The organism is Knoellia sp. AC549, assembly GCF_979258975.1.
This window is the reverse complement of sequence record NZ_OZ409890.1, coordinates 685,153-701,334: the sequence shown is the minus strand read 5'-3', so window position 1 is coordinate 701,334 and position 16,182 is coordinate 685,153. Positions and strand designations below refer to the sequence as shown.

Genomic DNA, 16,182 nt, shown 5'->3' with positions numbered 1-16,182 from the left:
AGGACCGCAGCGTCGCCCGCCGGCGCGAGCGGCCGGCCGTGGTCGGCGACAACGACGCAAGCCGGCGTATGCCGCGTGGTGCGCACCCGGCATACGTGGGCTCGGTCGATTGGGGACGCCACGAACGGCGACCTACCATTGAAGACGTGACCGCCGCATATCTTCCCCATGACCAAGCCACCAAGCGCGTGCTCCTCGCGGCGCCTCGCGGCTACTGCGCCGGAGTCGACCGGGCCGTCGTCACGGTCGAGAAGGCACTCGACCTCTATGGGGCGCCGGTCTATGTGCGCAAGGAGATCGTCCACAACAAGCACGTCGTGACCACGCTCGAGAAGCGCGGCGCGATCTTCGTCGAGGAGACCGACGAGGTGCCCGAGGGCGCGACGGTGATCTTCTCCGCGCACGGCGTCGCCCCGGTCGTCCACGAGGAGGCCAAGGCGCTCGGCCTCAAGACGATCGACGCGACCTGTCCCCTCGTCACCAAGGTGCACCGTGAGGCCGTCCGCTTCGCCAGCGACGACTTCGACATCCTCCTCATCGGTCACGAGGGCCACGAGGAGGTCGTCGGCACCGCCGGTGAGGCGCCCGAGCACATCACCCTCGTCGACGGCCCTGAGGACGTCGACAACGTCGAGGTGCGCGACCCCGAGAAGGTCGTCTGGCTGTCGCAGACCACCCTGTCGGTCGACGAGACCATGGAGACGGTGCGTCGCCTGCGCGAGAAGTTCCCGATGCTGCAGGACCCGCCCAGTGACGACATCTGCTACGCCACCCAGAACCGCCAGCTCGCCGTCAAGCACATGGCGCCGGACTGCGACCTGATGATCGTCGTCGGCTCGCGCAACTCCTCGAACTCGGTGCGCCTCGTCGAGGTGGCGCTCGAGCACGGTTCCAAGGCCGGTCACCTCGTCGACTATGCCGACGAGATCGACGCGTCGTGGCTCGACGGGGTCGCGACGGTGGGTGTCACCTCCGGTGCCTCCGTGCCCGAGCTGCTCGTCCGTGGCGTGCTCGACTACCTCGCCGAGCGGGGCTTCGAGGACGTGCGCCCGGTCGTCGCAGCGCAGGAGTCGCTGATGTTCTCGCTGCCCAACGAGATCCGCCGCGACCTCAAGGCCGCGGGGCTGTCCGACAAGATGGTGCACGACGCCGGGTTCACCGCGGACGGCGCACTCCACTGACGGGGCGGCCGCTCCTCAGGAGCGGTCGATGAGGGCGGCCAGGCCGTCCAGGGTGCGGGCGAGTCCGAAGCCCCACGCCGACTCGGCGCTCCACGCGCTGCCCTGCGCCTCGCCGGCTGCTGACCCGATGCGCGCGGCCCGCGGGTAGGCCTCGGCGTCGAGGGCCTTGGCGAGGACGGGCTCGTTGGCGGCCCACCACTGGGCATCACTCATCGCGGTGTCGGTGGTCGCGCGGGCCGCGTCGTGCGCCGACCTCACGTGTGCCTGCACGAAGCCGAGCAGGTAGGTCAGCGCGGCATCGGTGTCGACGTCGGACAGGCCGGTGTCGTCGAAGGCCGCGAGCTCGTGCTCGTACTTGCCCATGACCCCCGGGCCCAGCGGCGGGCGGCTGAGGGCCGCGACCTCGGTCAGCCAGGGGTGCTGGACGAGCAGCTCGCGGTTGGCCTGCGCGACCTTGGTGAGGCGTGTCCGCCAGCCGGATCGGCGCCAGGTCGGCCGGGGCATCCGGAGGTAGAGCGTGTCGACCATGAGGTCGAGCAGCTCGGCCTTGCCCGGGACGTAGGTGTAGACCGACATCGCCGACACCCCGACGGCCTCGGCCACGGCACGCATGGTGACAGCTGCGAGCCCCTGCTCATCGGCCAGGTGGAGTGCCGCATCGACGACCTGCTCGACGGTCACCGACCGGCCCGGCCCCTTGCGGCGGGGGGTGGCCGAGGGGTCGTCCCAGAGCAGGGCGAGCGTGCGGCTGGGATCGCCGGCGCCCGTAGCGGTGGGAGGTCTGGTGGCCATGGGAATGATTCTGTCACGGCTGCGTTGTACGTTGTACACCGTACAATGTACAGTATAGTGACCCCAGCACCACGAAGTCGAGGAGATCGATGACTCAGAGCACCACCGCACGCCCCGCCCACCCATCGACAGGAGCCCCCATGCAGTTCAGCAGTTTCACCGTGTCACTCAACGTCGTCGACGTCGAGGCCTCGGCCTCGTGGACCAAGAAGCACCTCGGCTTCACCGAGGCGATGGCCGCCGACGGGTTCATCGCGCTCCAGCACGAGGAGACTGGGACGAGCGTCGTCTACCTCCGCGTGGGTCTGTCGACGTTCAAGCCGGCCTCCGCAGCCGGCCCGGTGGACGGACTGCTCCTCGCCTTCACGGTGGACGACATCGACGCGCAGTACGCCCGTCTGCAGGCCGAGGGTGTCTCGATCATCACCCCGATCGAGACCGAGCCGTGGGGCGAGCGCTACTTCCAGATGGCCGACCCCAACGGGGTGATCTACCAGCTCGTGCAGTGGGTCGAGCCGACCGACCCGCAGTACATCCAGGGCTGACCAGTCGGGTCCTGTGTGACGAGTCGGGATCTACGGACATCCCGGCTCGTCACGCAGCCGCCGACTCGTGAGACATTCGACAGCCGCGCTCAGCCGACCTGGTCACGAGCTTGCCGCGGCTGCCCGGGCAGGTCGAGCAGCAGGTCCGGGCGCTCGTCCTGCGCGCCGACGGCCTCGAGGAGCTCGATCGCGGTGAGGACGCGAGGGCCGGTCTCGAGCGGCGCCAGCTGGGAGCTCGTCGGTGACGACGTCGAGCTCCTGCATCCGCCGTGCCGTGACGAACACCCGGGACTCGAGGGCGCCGACGAACTGGTTGTAGCTCTCGACGGTGGCGTGCAGCGAGCGCCCCATCTTGGCCGTGTGGGTCCCCAGGGTCGCGAGCCGCCGGTAGAGCTCCTGCCCGAGGGCGAGCAGCTCGCGGGCACTCGAGCTCAGCGAGTCCTTCTGCCAGCCGAAGGCGACCGTGCGCAGCAGGGCGAGCAACGTGCCCGGTCCGACGAGGACGACACGCGAGGCCATGGCCCGCTCGTGCAGGCCGGGGTCAGCAGCCAGGGCCGCGCCCAGCATCGCGTCGCTGGGCACGAAGCAGACCACCATCTCAGGGGTGGTGTCGAAGGCCGACCAGTAGTCCTTGGCCGCGAGGGCGTGGACGTGCTGCCGCAAGGCCCGCGCGTGCTCGCGGAGCAGCTCGGCCCGCTCGTGCTCGGGGAGCTCCTCGGTCTGGGCGTCGAGGAAGGCGGCCATCGGGGCCTTGGCGTCGATGACGAGGGACCGCTCGCCGGGCAGTCGCACGACCACGTCCGGGCGCACCTCGCGGTCGTGTCGGCTGCGCGCGCGGACCTGCTCCTCGAAGTCGCAGCGCGCCAGCATGCCGGAGGCCTCGAGCACGCGTCGCAGCTGCACCTCGCCCCAGGAACCCCGCACCGACGAGGACCGCAGCGACCCCGCGAGCGACTGGGTCTGGCGTCCCAGCTGCTGGGCCTCGGACTCGACCCGGCCCATCACCGCCCGGATCGCTCCGAACTGCTCCACCCGGTCACGCTCGAGCACGCCCACCTGTCGCTCCACCCGGCCGAGGGCATCACGCAGCGGCGCGAGCAGCGATGCCGTCTCGAGGTCCTCGGCCAGCGAGGCCTCGAGGTCGAGCACCCGCTCGCGGAGCAGGTCACGCTCCGTGGCCATGGAAGCCGAACGGACGGCATACCCCTGCCGGAGAAGCAGGTATGCCGTGAGCGCACCGATGACGATGCCGCCCACCAACGTGATCCACGGGTTCATGGGTGCCACGGTGCCAGTCGGCACCGACAGGACGCGGGACCTCAGGAGCGTGCGACGGGGCGGAAGGCGCGTTGGAGCCAGACGGTCACGACACCGGCGACGAGCATGCCGGCGATGTTGACGACGAGCTGGCTCACCGAGCCCCGGATCTCGTCGGGCGACCAGAGGGCCAGCGCGAGCGCCAGGTTCCCTGCGGCGGGGACGGTGGTGACGGAGATGAAGACCCCGACCATGGCGGCCGACTTCGCAGTCGTCATCGCCAGGACACCAGCGGCGCCGGCGACGAGCGCGACGATGAACGACCACCGGTCCGGGTGCCAGATGAAGCCGGTCAGTGGTCGAGGGCGCGTCACCATCTCCGACGTGATCAACCCGGTCGCCCTGGCGACCAACGCCAGGAGCATGACGCCCACGATGGCGACGAGGAAGGCGGCCACGAGCCGGGAGAGGCCCCGCGCCGCCTGACCCCAGCGACCGAACGCCATGGCCACGCACGCCCCTGCGATCGACGCGAACTCCGGCCCGACGACCATGGCGCCGACGACGAGGACGGCGGAGTCGGTGATGACCGCGATGGCGGCAAGGATCGTCGCGAGGACGAGGAACGCCAGGTAGGTCGCGCTGGGCCGCGCGCTCGTGCGCGCCCGGTCGAGCACGGCGCCCCAGAGGACGGCATCGTCCGGGTCGCCCGGTGCTGCTCGACCGACCGCAGAGGCCGCGTCGAAGCGGGAGCCGTCCACATCGCTGAAGGCCAGACCACCACGGGCCGGCAGTCCGGTCGCGCAGATCGCGTCGATGACGTCGCTGGCCGCCTCGCGTGCCACGTCGGCCTCGATCGCATCGCCCACGGGCTGCACGGAGACCCCGCGCATGACGACGACGTTGGTGACGCGGTCGTCGGTGACGAGGAGGTCCTCGATGGTGGGGGAGAGGTCCTCGGGAACCGTCATCCTCAGGTGGACGAGCATGAGGGGCAGGGTATGCCGCACGGTCGCCTCCTCGTGGTGGCGGACCCGCAAGTTAGCCTCAAGGCATGGCAGACCGCGGGCGACCCGACCCATCCTCCGAGGGCGCAGACGGCACAGGTCGTCGGTCTCACGTGCATTTCCTCAACGCCAAGCTCCCGCGCAAGCGCAACATCGCGCAGGGCCTGCTGCGCAACGAGGACGGCGAGATCCTGCTGTGCGAGCTGACCTACAAGTCCGAGTGGGACCTGCCCGGCGGCGTCGTCGACCCCAGGGAGTCTCCGGCCGCGTGCGTCGTCCGTGAGATCACCGAGGAGCTCGGGGTCGCGCTCGGCATCGAGGCACTCCTGGCCGTCAACTGGCTGCCGCCATGGCGCGGGTGGGACGACGCGGTCCTGTTCCTCTTCGGAGTGGGCGTGGTCCCGCGCTCGTTCACCGACGACCTCACCCTCCTGCCGCGCGAGATCAAGGGGGTGCACTGGGTGGCTCCCGAGGCTCTCGCCGACCACGTCGCGCCCTACACCGCACGGATGGTGGAGCAGGTCCTCGAAGGTGGGCGGCCGGCATACCCGATGTATCTCGAGAACAGCGAAGTCCCTGAGAGCCTGCAGTGACCATCGCAGGGTGCCGTGTGGTGAAGGCACGCGCCCTGCGCCAGTAGACTCCTGTCCCCGTGGCACTCACCATCGGAATCGTCGGGCTCCCCAACGTCGGCAAGTCGACGATGTTCAACGCCCTGACCAAGAACAACGTCCTCGCCGCGAACTACCCGTTCGCGACCATCGAGCCCAACGTCGGCGTCGTGCCGCTGCCGGACGACCGGCTGGCCCGGCTCGCCGAGATCCATGGGTCCGAGAAGATCCTGCCGGCCACGGTGTCCTTCGTCGACATCGCCGGCATCGTCCGTGGCGCCTCGGAGGGGGAGGGGCTCGGCAACAAGTTCCTCGCCAACATCCGCGAGGCCGACGCGATCTGCCAGGTGGTGCGCGCGTTCGAGGACGGTGACGTCGTCCATGTCGACGGCAAGGTCTCGCCCGAGTCCGACATCGAGACGATCCACACCGAGCTGATCCTCGCCGACCTGCAGACCCTCGAGAAGGCCGTGCCGCGCCTCGAGAAGGAGTCGCGGATCAAGAAGGAGTCCAAGCCGCTCCTGGACAACGCCCTCGTCGCGCAGAAGGTGCTCGAGGAGGGAACGACCCTGTATGCCGTCAAGGACGACACCAAGGTCGGTCTCGACTGGGCTGCCACCACCTCGCTGGGGCTGCTCACGACCAAGCCCTTCATCTATGTCTTCAACCTCGACGAGGACCAGCTCGCGGACGCCGAGCTGCAGGCCTCGCTGCGCGCCCTCGTGGCCCCGGCCGACTCCGTCTTCCTCAACGCCAAGCTCGAGATGGACCTCATGGAGATGGACGCGGCCGAGGCGATGGAGCTGCTCGAGTCGTTCGGGGCGACCGAGTCCGGCATCAGCCAGCTCGCGCGCACTGGCTTCCACACCCTCGGGTTGCAGACCTACCTGACCGCCGGGCCCAAGGAGTCGCGGGCGTGGACGATCGGGCAGGGCTGGACCGCGCCCCAGGCTGCCGGCGTCATCCACACCGACTTCCAGCGCGGGTTCATCAAGGCCGAGATCGTGTCCTTCGACGACCTCGATGCCGCGGGGTCGATGGCCGCGGCCAAGGCCGCCGGCAAGGTCCGCATGGAGGGCAAGGAGTACGTCATGTCCGACGGGGACGTCGTGGAGTTCCGCTTCAACGTCTGACCGCGCCACCTGCGGTCGCCACAAGGTCCCACGGATCGCGGGCACGGAGGCCGCGCTCTGCGGGATCTTGTGCCCCTCTCACGTGCGCAGAGGGGCGCCCACGACGGACAGGAGCTGGAGCTTGTCCGGCTCTCGCTGCCGGGCGCGGCGGTGTAGACGAGCAGCATGTGCGCCTGCTGGGGGTCGAGCAGGATCTGGCAGCTCAGCTCGAGGAGCCCGACCCCTGGGTGCTGGTAGCGCTTGACCTCTCTCGGTCTGATGCCGACCTCGTGCTCCTGCCAGAAGCGTCTGAACTCCTCGCTCTGTGAGCTGAGCAGGTTCACCAGGTGGGCGGCCCTGGAGTCCGGTCCGCGCAGCGCCATGACTCCGCGCAGACCGGAGGCATACATGCGGGAGTAGAACTCGTGGTCCTCGGCGGGATGGAGCTCGCGGGCGGAGGGATCGGTGAACCACCGGTAGCCGATGCTGCGCGACGGTCCGGAGTGCCGGCCCAGGTCACCGACGAGGGCCACCCCGAGCGGGGTCTGGCGCAACGTCTCACCGAGCTCGGTGACGATCTCCGCCGGAGTGTCGCCCAGCCGGTCGAAGATGCGCAGCATCCCGGGACTGAGGTGGTCCCCGCCGGGGCGTCGTGCCGGGGGCTGGTGGCCAGCGAGGAGGAAGAGGTGGTCGCGCTCGTCCAACGACAGGTGCAGGCCCTGTGCGATCGACGCGACCATCTGCTCGGAGGGCTGCGGACCCCGTTCGCGCTCCAGGCGCGAGTAGTAGTCGGTCGACATGTGGCACAGGACGGCGACCTCCTCGCGGCGCAGGCCACTGGTCCGACGGCGGGCACCACGCGGCATACCCACGTCCTCGGGCTGGAGCGACTCCCGGCGGACCCGCAGGAAGCCGGCCAGCCCGGCGCGATCGATCATGCGGCCATCCTCTCCCGAGGTGGCTCGCGCAGCCACGGATCGTCAGGCCGTGGATAACTCCGTCGCGACCGCGGATGGTGGTCGGGTGCACCGACCAGGGCACCTCACAGACCAGTCCAGGAGCAACACATGGCAGGCACGAAGTACGACCTCTCCATCCCGGACCTCACCGGGAGACGCGCGGTCGTCACGGGGGCGAGCGACGGGATCGGCCTCGGCATCGCGACGGCGCTGGCGGCCTCCGGTGCCGAGCTCGTGCTGCCGGTGCGCAACCGGCGCAAGGGGGAGGCGGCCATCGCCACGATCCGGAGGCGGAGTCCCGGCGCCGTCATCAGCCTCGTCGACATGGACCTGTCCTCGCTCGAGTCCATCGCGACGGCGACGGAGCGGCTGCGCGCAGAGGGTTCGCCCGTCCACCTGCTCATCAACAACGCAGGGGTGATGACACCACCCGAGCGACAGACCACCGCGGACGGGTTCGAGCTCCAGCTGGGCACCAACCACCTCGGCCACTTCGCCCTCACCGGCGGGCTGCTGCCCCTGCTCAAGGCGGGACGTGCGCGCGTCACGTCGCAGGTGAGCATCGCCGCGCGCAGCGGGAAGTTCAACTGGGACGACCTGCAGTGGGAGCGCGAGTACGACGGCATGCGCGCCTACCGCCAGTCCAAGATCGCGGTGGGCCTCTTCGGTCTGGAGCTCAGCCGCCGCAGCGCCGCCGAGGGCTGGGGGCTGACCAGCAACCTCTCGCACCCCGGCGTGGCTCCGACGAGCCTGCTCGCTGCTCGGCCGGAGCTCGGCCGGACGCAGGACACCCTCCAGGTGCGGATGATCCGCTGGCTCTCTGCTCATGGCCTCGTCGCCGGCACCGTCGAGACCGCGAAGCTGCCCGCGCTCCTCGCCGCGGCCGGACCCGACGCCGGGGACGGGAGCTTCCACGGACCGCAGTGGCCCGGCAACGCCGGTGGTCCTCCCGGGAAGCAGAAGCTCTGGGCGCCGCTGCGCAGCACGGAGGATGCGGCGCACCTCTGGTCGACGTCGACCGAGCTGACCGGGGTGCGGTTCGCCTGACCCTCCGGTCAGCAGTGGGGTTCGGGAGCTGCCCCTCTAAGTGGCAGAACCACCTCGGGCGGGAGGGGCGGCGGTTAGGGTTCGGGACATGGATTCGCTCGCACGGCACAACGTCGTGACCTCAGGAGCGGAGGGCCGACAGCCGATGCTGTTCGCGCACGGGTTCGGTTGTGACCAGACCATGTGGCGCCACGTCGCACCGGCGTTCGCCGACCGTCATCACGTCATCACCTTCGACTTCGTCGGGGCGGGTGGCTCGGACCTCTCGGCCTACGACCCGCAGAAGTATGCCGACCTGCGCGGCTACGCCTCGGACGTCCTCGAGATCGTGCGAGAGCTGGACCTGCACGACGTCGTGTTCGTCGGGCACTCGGTGTCCGCGATGATCGGCGCGCTGGCGGCCATCGAGGCGCCGGAGCGGTTCAGCAGCCTGGTCATGGTGGGTCCCTCGCCCCGCTACATCGACGACGACGACTACGCGGGAGGCTTCTCCCGCCAGGACATCGACGAGCTGCTCGACTCGCTGGCCTCCAACTTCCTGGGCTGGTCGGCGGCCATGGCGCCGGTCATCGTCGGCAACCCCGACCGGGCAGAGCTGGGGGCCGAGCTGACGGCGAGCTTCTGCCGGATGGACCCCGACATCGCCCGTCAGTTCGCGACGGCGACCTTCCTCGCGGACAACCGCCAGGACCTGGCACAGGTCCCCGTCCCCACCCTCGTGCTGCAGTGCACCGACGACTTCATCTCGCCGGACTTCGTCGGGGCCTATGTCGCGAACGCCGTCCCCGACGGGACACTGGTCCGCATGGCCGCCACGGGGCACTGCCCCAACCTCAGCGCGCCCGAGGAGACCATCGCGGTCATCGACGGCTTCCTGCGTCGACGCCAAGCGGCCTAGCCATGGAGCCCGAGGACCACGGCTTCCGGATGGTCCTGCTCGACGACGACCCCGCACTGCTCTACGAACAGGCGCCCTGCGGCTACCTCTCGACGACCGACGACGGCAACATCGTCAAGGTCAACGCGACCCTGTGCAGCTGGCTCGGCCGTGAGCCGGATGACCTCATCGGCCGCCGTTTCGCCGAGCTGCTGACGCCGGGGAGCCGGATCTACCACGAGACGCACTACGGCCCGATGCTGCGCCTGCAGGGCTTCGTCCGTGAGATCGCCGCCGACATGGTGCGGGCGGACGGCAGCAGGTTGTCCATCCTCCTCAACGCCTCCGTGGCCCCGTCGGCGGACCACTCGACCCACCTCGTCCGCATGGCGATCTTCGACGCGACCGAACGCCGCTCGTACGAACGAGAGCTCGTGCGGGCCCGTGATGCCGCGCGGGAGGCCGAGCTGCACGCCGAGGCACTGACCCACACACTGCAGGCAAGCTTCATCCCTCCGACCGCGCCGGACATACCCGGCCTGGCGATCGCGACGGCATACCGACCTGCCGGTGACGGGACCGAGGTCGGAGGGGACTTCTACGACATCTTCCCGACCGGGCCGCAGGACTGGGTGCTGGCCCTCGGCGACGTCAGCGGCAAGGGCGTGGAGGCTGCGGTCGTCACCTCGATCGTGAGGCACACCGTTCGCGCCCTGACGGTGCTGGGGCACGCGCTGCCCGAGGTCCTCGACGGGGTGGACCGGGTCATCGCCCAGCACGAGACCGACAAGTTCTGCACGCTCGTGGTGCTCCGGCTGCGCCGGGACGGCGACAGCTGGGTCAGCACCGTGGCCGTGGGTGGGCACCCGCCGCCGATGCTGCTGCGTCCGGGGTGCGAACCCCGGATGGTCGACGCGCACGGCCCGCTGCTCGGGCTGCTGCCGGACGTCGCGTTCTCCGAGTGGCCGGTCGACCTGCGACCTGGCGACACCCTGCTCCTCTACACCGACGGCGTGACCGAGGCCCGGCTGGACGGGAAGTACTTCGGCGAGGAGCAGCTCCTGGCCTGGGCCGCGGCGCGGGAGTCGGACCACCCGTCGGTCCTCGTGGACTCGCTGCTCGACGAGGTGCTGCGCTTCCAGGCGGGTGAGCCCCGCGACGACATCGCGGTCGTGGCCGTCCGGCACACCTGACCGAGTGGTCATCTGACGTCGCGAGAGCTGGGCTGCGCGTCGTTGTGGCGTGGGACCAGGGGCCGGGTCTAGTGTTCGCGGGTGCGCGCAACGGCGCTCGCAACGCAGACGAAAGAGGTTGTTCTCGTGGACGAACCTGAGGTCGTGGACCATGACACGGTCCCTCCCGCCAACAAGAAGCTGCTGGCGGCCGCCGGGGTCCTGCTCCTGCTCCCCATCGTCGCCCTCATGTGGGTCAGCTCCTACAGCAGGGCCGAGCCTCGTCTGTGGGGCTTCCCCTTCTTCATCTGGTACCAGTTCCTCTGGGTCTTCCTCTGCTCCGCGATGACCTACGCCGCCTACCGGCTCGTGCTCCTGGCGCGTCCGCACCGTCCCATGGATGACGTCGAGCGCCACTCGCGCAGGACCGAGTCCCACAGGCACGGCCGCCACGAGCGGGGAGCGACGATCGGTGACACCACCGACGCCGACCTCCACGACGGCCAGCCCTTCGACGCCAAGGAGGGCGACCGATGACCACCCTGGCCACAGCACTGCCCGCAGCACTGCCCGCAGCACTCCCGGCAGCCAACCCCCCGGGCGTCAACTACGTCGCCCTCACCATCCTCATCGTGCTGTTCCTCCTCGTCACCGTCATGGGCTTCCTGGCGACGCGCTGGCGGCGACCGGACAGCATGGAGTCCCTCGACGAGTGGGGCCTTGGCGGACGCTCGTTCGGCACGTGGGTGACCTGGTTCCTCCTCGGAGGTGACCTCTACACGGCATACACGTTCGTCGCCGTCCCGGCCGCGATGTTCGCCCTCGGGTCGGTGTCGGGGTTCTTCGCCGTGCCCTACACGATCGTGCTCTACCCGATCATCTTCGTCTTCATGTCCCGCCTCTGGTCGGTGAGCCACCGTCACGGCTACGTCACGCCCGCCGACTTCGTCAAGGGTCGGTACGGCAGCCGTGAGCTCTCGCTCGCCGTCGCGGTCACCGGCTTCCTCGCGACGATGCCCTACATCGCCCTGCAGCTCGTCGGCATCCAGGCCGTCCTCGAGGTCGTCGGCGTCGGTGGCGGCGACAACTGGGTCGCCAAGGACGCGCCGCTCTTCATCGCGTTCGCCCTGCTCGCGGCCTACACCTACAGCAGCGGCCTGCGCGCGCCGGCCATGATCGCGTTCGTCAAGGACACGCTCATCTACCTCGTCATCATCGTGGCGATCATCTACCTGCCGTCCAAGGTCGGTGGCTGGGAGGCCGTCTTCGGGGCGGCCGAGGAGAAGATGACGACGCCCAACCCGGCGACGGGCAAGGTGCCGGGCGCGTTCATCCCGGGCAGCGAGCAGATGTGGGCCTACGCGACGCTGGGCCTCGGCTCGGCCCTCGCGCTGTTCATGTATCCCCACTCGATCACCGCGACCCTCTCCTCCAGCAGCCGCAACACGATCCGCCGCAACGCGGCGATCCTGCCGGCCTACTCCTTCGTCCTCGGGCTCCTCGCCCTGCTCGGATGGGTGGCCATCGCAGCCGGCACCAAGCCGATCGGTCTCGACGGCGAGCCCAACGCGCAGCTCGTCATCCCGCAGCTGTTCGAGGACATGTTCCCGAGCTGGTTCGCGGGCGTTGCCTTCGCGGCCATCGCCATCGGCGCCCTCGTGCCCGCTGCGATCATGTCGATCGCGGCCGCGAACACCTTCACCCGCAACATCTACAAGGAGTGGATCAAGCCGGACGCCTCCGCACAGCAGGAGGCCAAGGTCTCCAAGCTCGTGTCGCTGGTCGTCAAGGGGTTCGCGCTGGTGTTCGTCCTGCTGCTCGACAAGCAGAACGCGATCAACTTCCAGCTCCTCGGCGGCATCTGGATCCTCCAGACCTTCCCGGCGATCGTGTTCGGTCTCTACACCCGCTGGTTCCACCGGTGGGCCCTGCTCGTCGGCTGGGCCATCGGCATGGTCTATGGCACGTGGTCGGCATACAACGTCGTCAACCCCGTGACGGGCAGCCACTTCGGTGGCTCCCTGGCCAACATCCCGGGCATCGCGCAGCTGGGCTACATCGCGATGACGGCCTTCGTCCTCAACCTCATCATCGCTGGAGTGCTCAGCGCCGTGTTCAACGCGATGAAGGTGTCCAACGGCCACGACGAGACGATCCGCGGCGACTACTTCGCCGACGCCGGTGACCCCCGGGTCGAGCGGCTGCCCGTGGGTCCGCACGAGAGCACGCCCAACCCCTGACCCACGGTCGGGGCTGAGTCCCAGGGGCGTCGTCGCGGTTGCGGCGACGCCCCTGGTGCGTGCCGGCGCCGGGGACGGGCAGGATGGAGCCATGCTTCCCGTCGCGCCGTCCGACGCCCTCCTCGACCTCGCCCGCGCCCACGGGGTGGCGACCGAGTTCGTGGACTGGAGGGGCGCACACACCGTCATCGGCGACGGACCCCTCAGGACGGTCCTGGGTGCCCTCGGCGTCGATGCCTCCACCCCTGAGGCAGTGGCATCGGCGTTGCTGGACGTCGAGGACCGGCCATGGCGGCGCACCCTGCCCGCAACCGTCGTATGCCGTGAGGGCTGGACTCCGTGGATCCATGCGCACGTGCCCCACGGGGCCGCCATCTCGCTCACCGTCGAGCTGGAGGACGGCGGCAGCCGCGAGGTGCCGGCGGTCGAGCGCTGGGTCCACCCGCGGACCATCGACGGCCGCGAGATCGGTGAGGCGACCTTCGAGCTGCCGGGTGACCTGCCGACCGGTTGGCACACCCTCGTCGCCCACCTCGACCAGCCCGCAGTCATGGAGGGCAGCGAGGTCTCGACCCTCGTCGTCACACCCGGTCGGCTCGAGCTTCCCGGAGGTCCTGCGGCACGGTGGCGTCACGGGCCTGATGACCCAGGTCTACCAGGTGCGTTCGGCGGGCTCCTGGGGAGTCGGTGACCTCGCCGACCTCGGTGACCTGGCCTCGTGGGCGGCAACGGACCTGGGGGCCGACTTCATCCTCGTCAACCCGCTCCATGCCGCCGAACCCGTTGCGCCGATGGAGGACTCGCCCTATCTGCCGGCGACGCGGCGGTTCGTCAACCCGATCTACCTGCGGGTCGAGGACATCCCCGAGCTGGTGCGGCTCGATGCCGGTGCCCGCACCCGCGTGAGTGAGCTCGCTGCCACCGCCCAGGCCCTCAACGCCGGGGAGACGATCGACCGTGACGCTGCCTGGACCGCCAAGCGAGAGGCGCTCGGGCTCGTGCACGCCGTCGGGCTCGAGGGTCGCCGGGCGCGCGACTTCGTCCGGTTCCGTGAGCGCGAGGGCGAGGGCCTCACGACCTTCGCCACCTGGTGCGCGCTGGCCGAGCGTCACGGGCTTCCCTGGTCACAGTGGCCGGCCGAGTACCACGACCCCACGAGCCCTGCCGTGGCCGAGTTCACCGCGAACCACCCCGACCTCGTGGGTTTCCACATGTGGCTGCAGTGGCTCCTCGACCGTCAGCTCGGCGAGGTCCAGCGCGAGGCCAGGGCCGCCGGGATGTCGCTGGGCGTGGTCCACGACCTGGCCGTGGGTGTCCACTCGCGGGGAGCGGACTCGTGGGGCCTCGCCGGCGCCCTGGCCCTCGGAGTCACCGTGGGCGCCCCGCCGGACCAGTTCAACCAGCTGGGCCAGAACTGGTCGCAACCCCCCTGGCACCCCGAGCGGCTCGCCGAGCTGGGCTACGCGCCCTTCCGCGACATGGTCCGCACGGTGCTGCGGGACTCGGGCGGCATCCGCGTCGACCACGTCATCGGCCTCTTCCGTCTCTGGTGGATCCCCGAGGGCCTCACGCCCGCCGAGGGCACCTATGTCACCTATGACCACGAGGCGCTCATCGGGATCCTCTGCCTGGAGGCACAGCGCGCCGGTGCCGTGGTCATCGGCGAGGACCTCGGTGTCGTCCCGGCCATCACCCGCGACTACCTGCAGGAGCGGGGCGTGCTGGGCACGAGCATCCTGTGGTTCGAGAACACCGACGACGCACCCACCCCGCCCGAGGACTACCGCGAGCTCTGCCTGTCGTCGGTGACGACGCACGACCTGCCGCCCACCGCAGGCTTCCTCACCCTCGAGCACGTGGACATCCGTGAGCGCCTCGGGCTGTTGACGCGTCCTGTCGAGGAGGAGCGGGCGCACGAGGAGGAGTCGATCGGCAAGGTCCGTGACGCTCTCGTCGCCCGGGGCTGGCTCGAGCCGGGCGCCGGGGTGCCGTCAGTCATCGAGGCCATGCACCGCTGGCTCGGCCACACCCCGAGCGCGCTTCGCGCCATCTCGCTGGCGGACGTCGTCGGGGACCGGCGAGCGATCAACCAGCCGGGCACCGACGACGAGTACCCGAACTGGAACCTGCCGCTGGCCGGCCCCGACGGCACACCACTCTCCCTCGAGGACGTGATGAAGTCCGAGCTCGCGGAGGTCCTCTTCCGAGCGACCGCGGGAGACTGACCGCCAGCTCGGCAGGTCGTCAGAGCTGAGTCCCCACGAGGGATCCGATCCCATAGGTCACGGCCATGGCGAGAACGCCTCCGACGACGTTGCGGCGGATCGCCGGCCCCACGGGAGAAGAGCCGAGCCGGGCGCTGAGCCAGCCGGTGCCGAGCAGGGCCGCGACGACTGCCACGACCGTGACCGGCACCCGGGCGCTCACCCCGACGAGCAGCACCGCGACCAGCGGCACCAGGGCACCGACGGTGAACGACACGAACGAGGCGTATGCCGCCTGCCACGGTCTCGTGAGCGCCTCCGGGTCGATGCCCAGCTCGGTCTCGGCGTGGGCACCCAGGGCGTCGTGTGCCGTGAGCTGCACGGCGACCTCGTGGGCCAGCTCCGCGGAGAGACCCTTGTCGGCATACATCTCGGCGAGCTCCTGGAGCTCGGCCTCGGGCTCCTCGCGAAGCTCGCGTCGCTCCTTGGTGAGGAGCGCCTCCTCGGTGTCGCGTTGGGTGCTGACCGAGACGTACTCGCCCACAGCCATGCTCATGGCACCGGCGGCGAGCCCGGCCAGTCCGGCGGTGAGGATCGTCGAGCGCTGCGTCGTCGCTGCGGCCACGCCGATGACGATGCCGGCGGTCGAGACGATGCCGTCGTTGGCCCCGAGCACGGCGGCGCGCAGCCAGTTGAGGCGTTCGCCGATGCTTCCGTGGTGCGGTTCGTCGTGCTCGATGAGCTCGGTGGTGTGCTCACTCACCGGCAGCGGCACCGTGGCGTCGGGCGATCTCGATGATCCGGTGCGCCTGCTCGATGTCGAGCTGGGTCAACCCACCAGCGTCATGCGTGGTGAGCAGCCACCGGGTCGTGCGCCACCGGATGTCGATGTCGGGGTGGTGGTTCATCTCCTCCGCGACCTCGGCCGCCTCGGCGACGATCCGGACGGCCGCCGGGAAGTCCGGGGCTTCGATCGTCGCGACGATGGCATCACCCTCGCGGGACCAGAGGGGCAGGTCGGCGAGCTGGCGCTCGATCTCTTCGTCGGTCAGCAGTCGGCTCATGGGCACCAGCGTGTCCTGAATCGGGTGGCCCGTCCAGCACGGTGAGGCTTCCCTCGCAACGGGCACGGACGGCATACGACGGAGCAGGTATGCCGCGGGCCGGCTCCGCGACTG

At 70.0% G+C, this 16,182-nt stretch carries 16 protein-coding genes and 1 pseudogene; 11 read left to right on the top strand and 6 right to left on the bottom strand.

Going from position 1 to position 16,182, the window contains the following annotated elements:
- Window positions 1-146: 146 nt before the first annotated feature.
- Complete coding sequence (locus tag ACZZ98_RS03325) at window positions 147-1,181, top strand: 4-hydroxy-3-methylbut-2-enyl diphosphate reductase (RefSeq protein WP_463514938.1); 1,035 nt, start codon at window positions 147-149, stop codon at window positions 1,179-1,181.
- 15 nt (window positions 1,182-1,196) lie between these two features.
- On the opposite strand, the gene ACZZ98_RS03320 is transcribed toward ACZZ98_RS03325, so the two are convergent.
- Window positions 1,197-1,973: a TetR/AcrR family transcriptional regulator gene (locus ACZZ98_RS03320; RefSeq protein WP_463514937.1), complete on the bottom strand. Its 777-nt coding sequence runs from the start codon at window positions 1,971-1,973 to the stop codon at window positions 1,197-1,199.
- Window positions 1,974-2,113: 140 nt separating this feature from the next.
- Here ACZZ98_RS03320 and ACZZ98_RS03315 point away from each other — a divergent pair, with 140 nt between their 5' ends.
- Entirely contained in the window at window positions 2,114-2,518 is a 405-nt protein-coding gene (locus ACZZ98_RS03315) for a VOC family protein (RefSeq protein WP_463514936.1), read from the top strand.
- A 102-nt stretch (window positions 2,519-2,620) separates the two neighbouring features.
- Here ACZZ98_RS03315 and ACZZ98_RS03310 read toward each other — a convergent pair whose 3' ends face one another.
- Window positions 2,621-3,796: a DNA recombination protein RmuC gene (locus ACZZ98_RS03310; protein WP_463514935.1), complete on the bottom strand. Its 1,176-nt coding sequence runs from the start codon at window positions 3,794-3,796 to the stop codon at window positions 2,621-2,623.
- Between the two features lie 41 nt (window positions 3,797-3,837).
- The gene (locus tag ACZZ98_RS03305) at window positions 3,838-4,764 is read right to left on the bottom strand and encodes a DUF389 domain-containing protein (RefSeq protein WP_463514934.1); all 927 of its coding nucleotides are present in this window, start codon (window positions 4,762-4,764) and stop codon (window positions 3,838-3,840) included.
- A gap of 65 nt (window positions 4,765-4,829) precedes the next feature.
- On the opposite strand from ACZZ98_RS03305, the gene ACZZ98_RS03300 reads away from it, so the two are divergent.
- Entirely contained in the window at window positions 4,830-5,375 is a 546-nt protein-coding gene (locus ACZZ98_RS03300; protein WP_463514933.1) for an NUDIX domain-containing protein, read from the top strand.
- 59 nt (window positions 5,376-5,434) lie between these two features.
- Window positions 5,435-6,526: a redox-regulated ATPase YchF gene (gene ychF, locus ACZZ98_RS03295; protein ID WP_463514932.1), complete on the top strand. Its 1,092-nt coding sequence runs from the start codon at window positions 5,435-5,437 to the stop codon at window positions 6,524-6,526.
- Between the two features lie 78 nt (window positions 6,527-6,604).
- On the opposite strand, the pseudogene ACZZ98_RS03290 reads toward ychF, so the two are convergent.
- Window positions 6,605-7,443, bottom strand: a pseudogene (locus ACZZ98_RS03290) (helix-turn-helix transcriptional regulator).
- A 129-nt stretch (window positions 7,444-7,572) separates the two neighbouring features.
- Between ACZZ98_RS03290 and ACZZ98_RS03285 the strand changes: the two are divergent.
- From ACZZ98_RS03285 to malQ, 7 genes are all read left to right on the top strand, one after another.
- Window positions 7,573-8,511, top strand: coding sequence for an SDR family oxidoreductase (locus ACZZ98_RS03285; RefSeq protein ID WP_463514931.1), 939 nt, complete (start codon window positions 7,573-7,575; stop codon window positions 8,509-8,511).
- Between the two features lie 88 nt (window positions 8,512-8,599).
- Window positions 8,600-9,409: an alpha/beta fold hydrolase gene (locus ACZZ98_RS03280; RefSeq protein ID WP_463514930.1), complete on the top strand. Its 810-nt coding sequence runs from the start codon at window positions 8,600-8,602 to the stop codon at window positions 9,407-9,409.
- 2 nt (window positions 9,410-9,411) lie between these two features.
- A complete protein-coding gene (locus ACZZ98_RS03275; RefSeq protein WP_463514929.1) occupies window positions 9,412-10,581 on the top strand; it encodes a PP2C family protein-serine/threonine phosphatase in 1,170 nt (389 codons plus the stop codon).
- Window positions 10,582-10,707: 126 nt separating this feature from the next.
- Window positions 10,708-11,097: a DUF3311 domain-containing protein gene (locus tag ACZZ98_RS03270; RefSeq protein ID WP_463514928.1), complete on the top strand. Its 390-nt coding sequence runs from the start codon at window positions 10,708-10,710 to the stop codon at window positions 11,095-11,097.
- On the top strand, window positions 11,094-12,800 hold the full coding sequence (gene mctP / locus ACZZ98_RS03265) for a monocarboxylate uptake permease MctP (RefSeq protein ID WP_463514927.1): 1,707 nt from the start codon (window positions 11,094-11,096) through the stop codon (window positions 12,798-12,800). The genes ACZZ98_RS03270 and mctP overlap by 4 nt, the downstream gene beginning before the upstream one ends.
- A 91-nt stretch (window positions 12,801-12,891) precedes the next feature.
- The gene (locus ACZZ98_RS03260; RefSeq protein ID WP_463514926.1) at window positions 12,892-13,491 is read left to right on the top strand and encodes a hypothetical protein; all 600 of its coding nucleotides are present in this window, start codon (window positions 12,892-12,894) and stop codon (window positions 13,489-13,491) included.
- Window positions 13,442-15,025, top strand: a complete 1,584-nt coding sequence (gene malQ / locus ACZZ98_RS03255; RefSeq protein ID WP_463514925.1) for a 4-alpha-glucanotransferase — start codon at window positions 13,442-13,444, stop codon at window positions 15,023-15,025. Before ACZZ98_RS03260 ends, malQ begins: the two co-directional genes overlap by 50 nt.
- A 19-nt stretch (window positions 15,026-15,044) precedes the next feature.
- Here malQ and ACZZ98_RS03250 read toward each other — a convergent pair whose 3' ends face one another.
- Both ACZZ98_RS03250 and ACZZ98_RS03245 read right to left on the bottom strand, forming a co-directional pair.
- A complete protein-coding gene (locus ACZZ98_RS03250; RefSeq protein ID WP_463514924.1) occupies window positions 15,045-15,767 on the bottom strand; it encodes a VIT1/CCC1 transporter family protein in 723 nt (240 codons plus the stop codon).
- Complete coding sequence (locus tag ACZZ98_RS03245) at window positions 15,760-16,068, bottom strand: 4a-hydroxytetrahydrobiopterin dehydratase (protein ID WP_463514923.1); 309 nt, start codon at window positions 16,066-16,068, stop codon at window positions 15,760-15,762. The genes ACZZ98_RS03250 and ACZZ98_RS03245 overlap by 8 nt, the downstream gene beginning before the upstream one ends.
- Window positions 16,069-16,182 lie beyond the last annotated feature (114 nt).

What these genes read in the sequence shown, in the direction of transcription:
- ACZZ98_RS03320 (WP_463514937.1), bottom strand. Translation starts at nt 1,973, where the DNA reads ATGGCCACCAGACCTCCCACCGCTACGGGCGCCGGCGATCCCAGCCGC.
- ACZZ98_RS03315 (WP_463514936.1), top strand. Translation starts at nt 2,114, where the DNA reads ATGCAGTTCAGCAGTTTCACCGTGTCACTCAACGTCGTCGACGTCGAG.
- ACZZ98_RS03310 (WP_463514935.1), bottom strand. Translation starts at nt 3,796, where the DNA reads ATGAACCCGTGGATCACGTTGGTGGGCGGCATCGTCATCGGTGCGCTC.
- ACZZ98_RS03305 (WP_463514934.1), bottom strand. Translation starts at nt 4,764, where the DNA reads ATGCTCGTCCACCTGAGGATGACGGTTCCCGAGGACCTCTCCCCCACC.
- ACZZ98_RS03300 (WP_463514933.1), top strand. Translation starts at nt 4,830, where the DNA reads ATGGCAGACCGCGGGCGACCCGACCCATCCTCCGAGGGCGCAGACGGC.
- ACZZ98_RS03285 (WP_463514931.1), top strand. Translation starts at nt 7,573, where the DNA reads ATGGCAGGCACGAAGTACGACCTCTCCATCCCGGACCTCACCGGGAGA.
- ACZZ98_RS03280 (WP_463514930.1), top strand. Translation starts at nt 8,600, where the DNA reads ATGGATTCGCTCGCACGGCACAACGTCGTGACCTCAGGAGCGGAGGGC.
- ACZZ98_RS03275 (WP_463514929.1), top strand. Translation starts at nt 9,412, where the DNA reads ATGGAGCCCGAGGACCACGGCTTCCGGATGGTCCTGCTCGACGACGAC.
- mctP (WP_463514927.1), top strand. Translation starts at nt 11,094, where the DNA reads ATGACCACCCTGGCCACAGCACTGCCCGCAGCACTGCCCGCAGCACTC.
- ACZZ98_RS03260 (WP_463514926.1), top strand. Translation starts at nt 12,892, where the DNA reads ATGCTTCCCGTCGCGCCGTCCGACGCCCTCCTCGACCTCGCCCGCGCC.
- malQ (WP_463514925.1), top strand. Translation starts at nt 13,442, where the DNA reads ATGACCCAGGTCTACCAGGTGCGTTCGGCGGGCTCCTGGGGAGTCGGT.
- ACZZ98_RS03245 (WP_463514923.1), bottom strand. Translation starts at nt 16,068, where the DNA reads ATGAGCCGACTGCTGACCGACGAAGAGATCGAGCGCCAGCTCGCCGAC.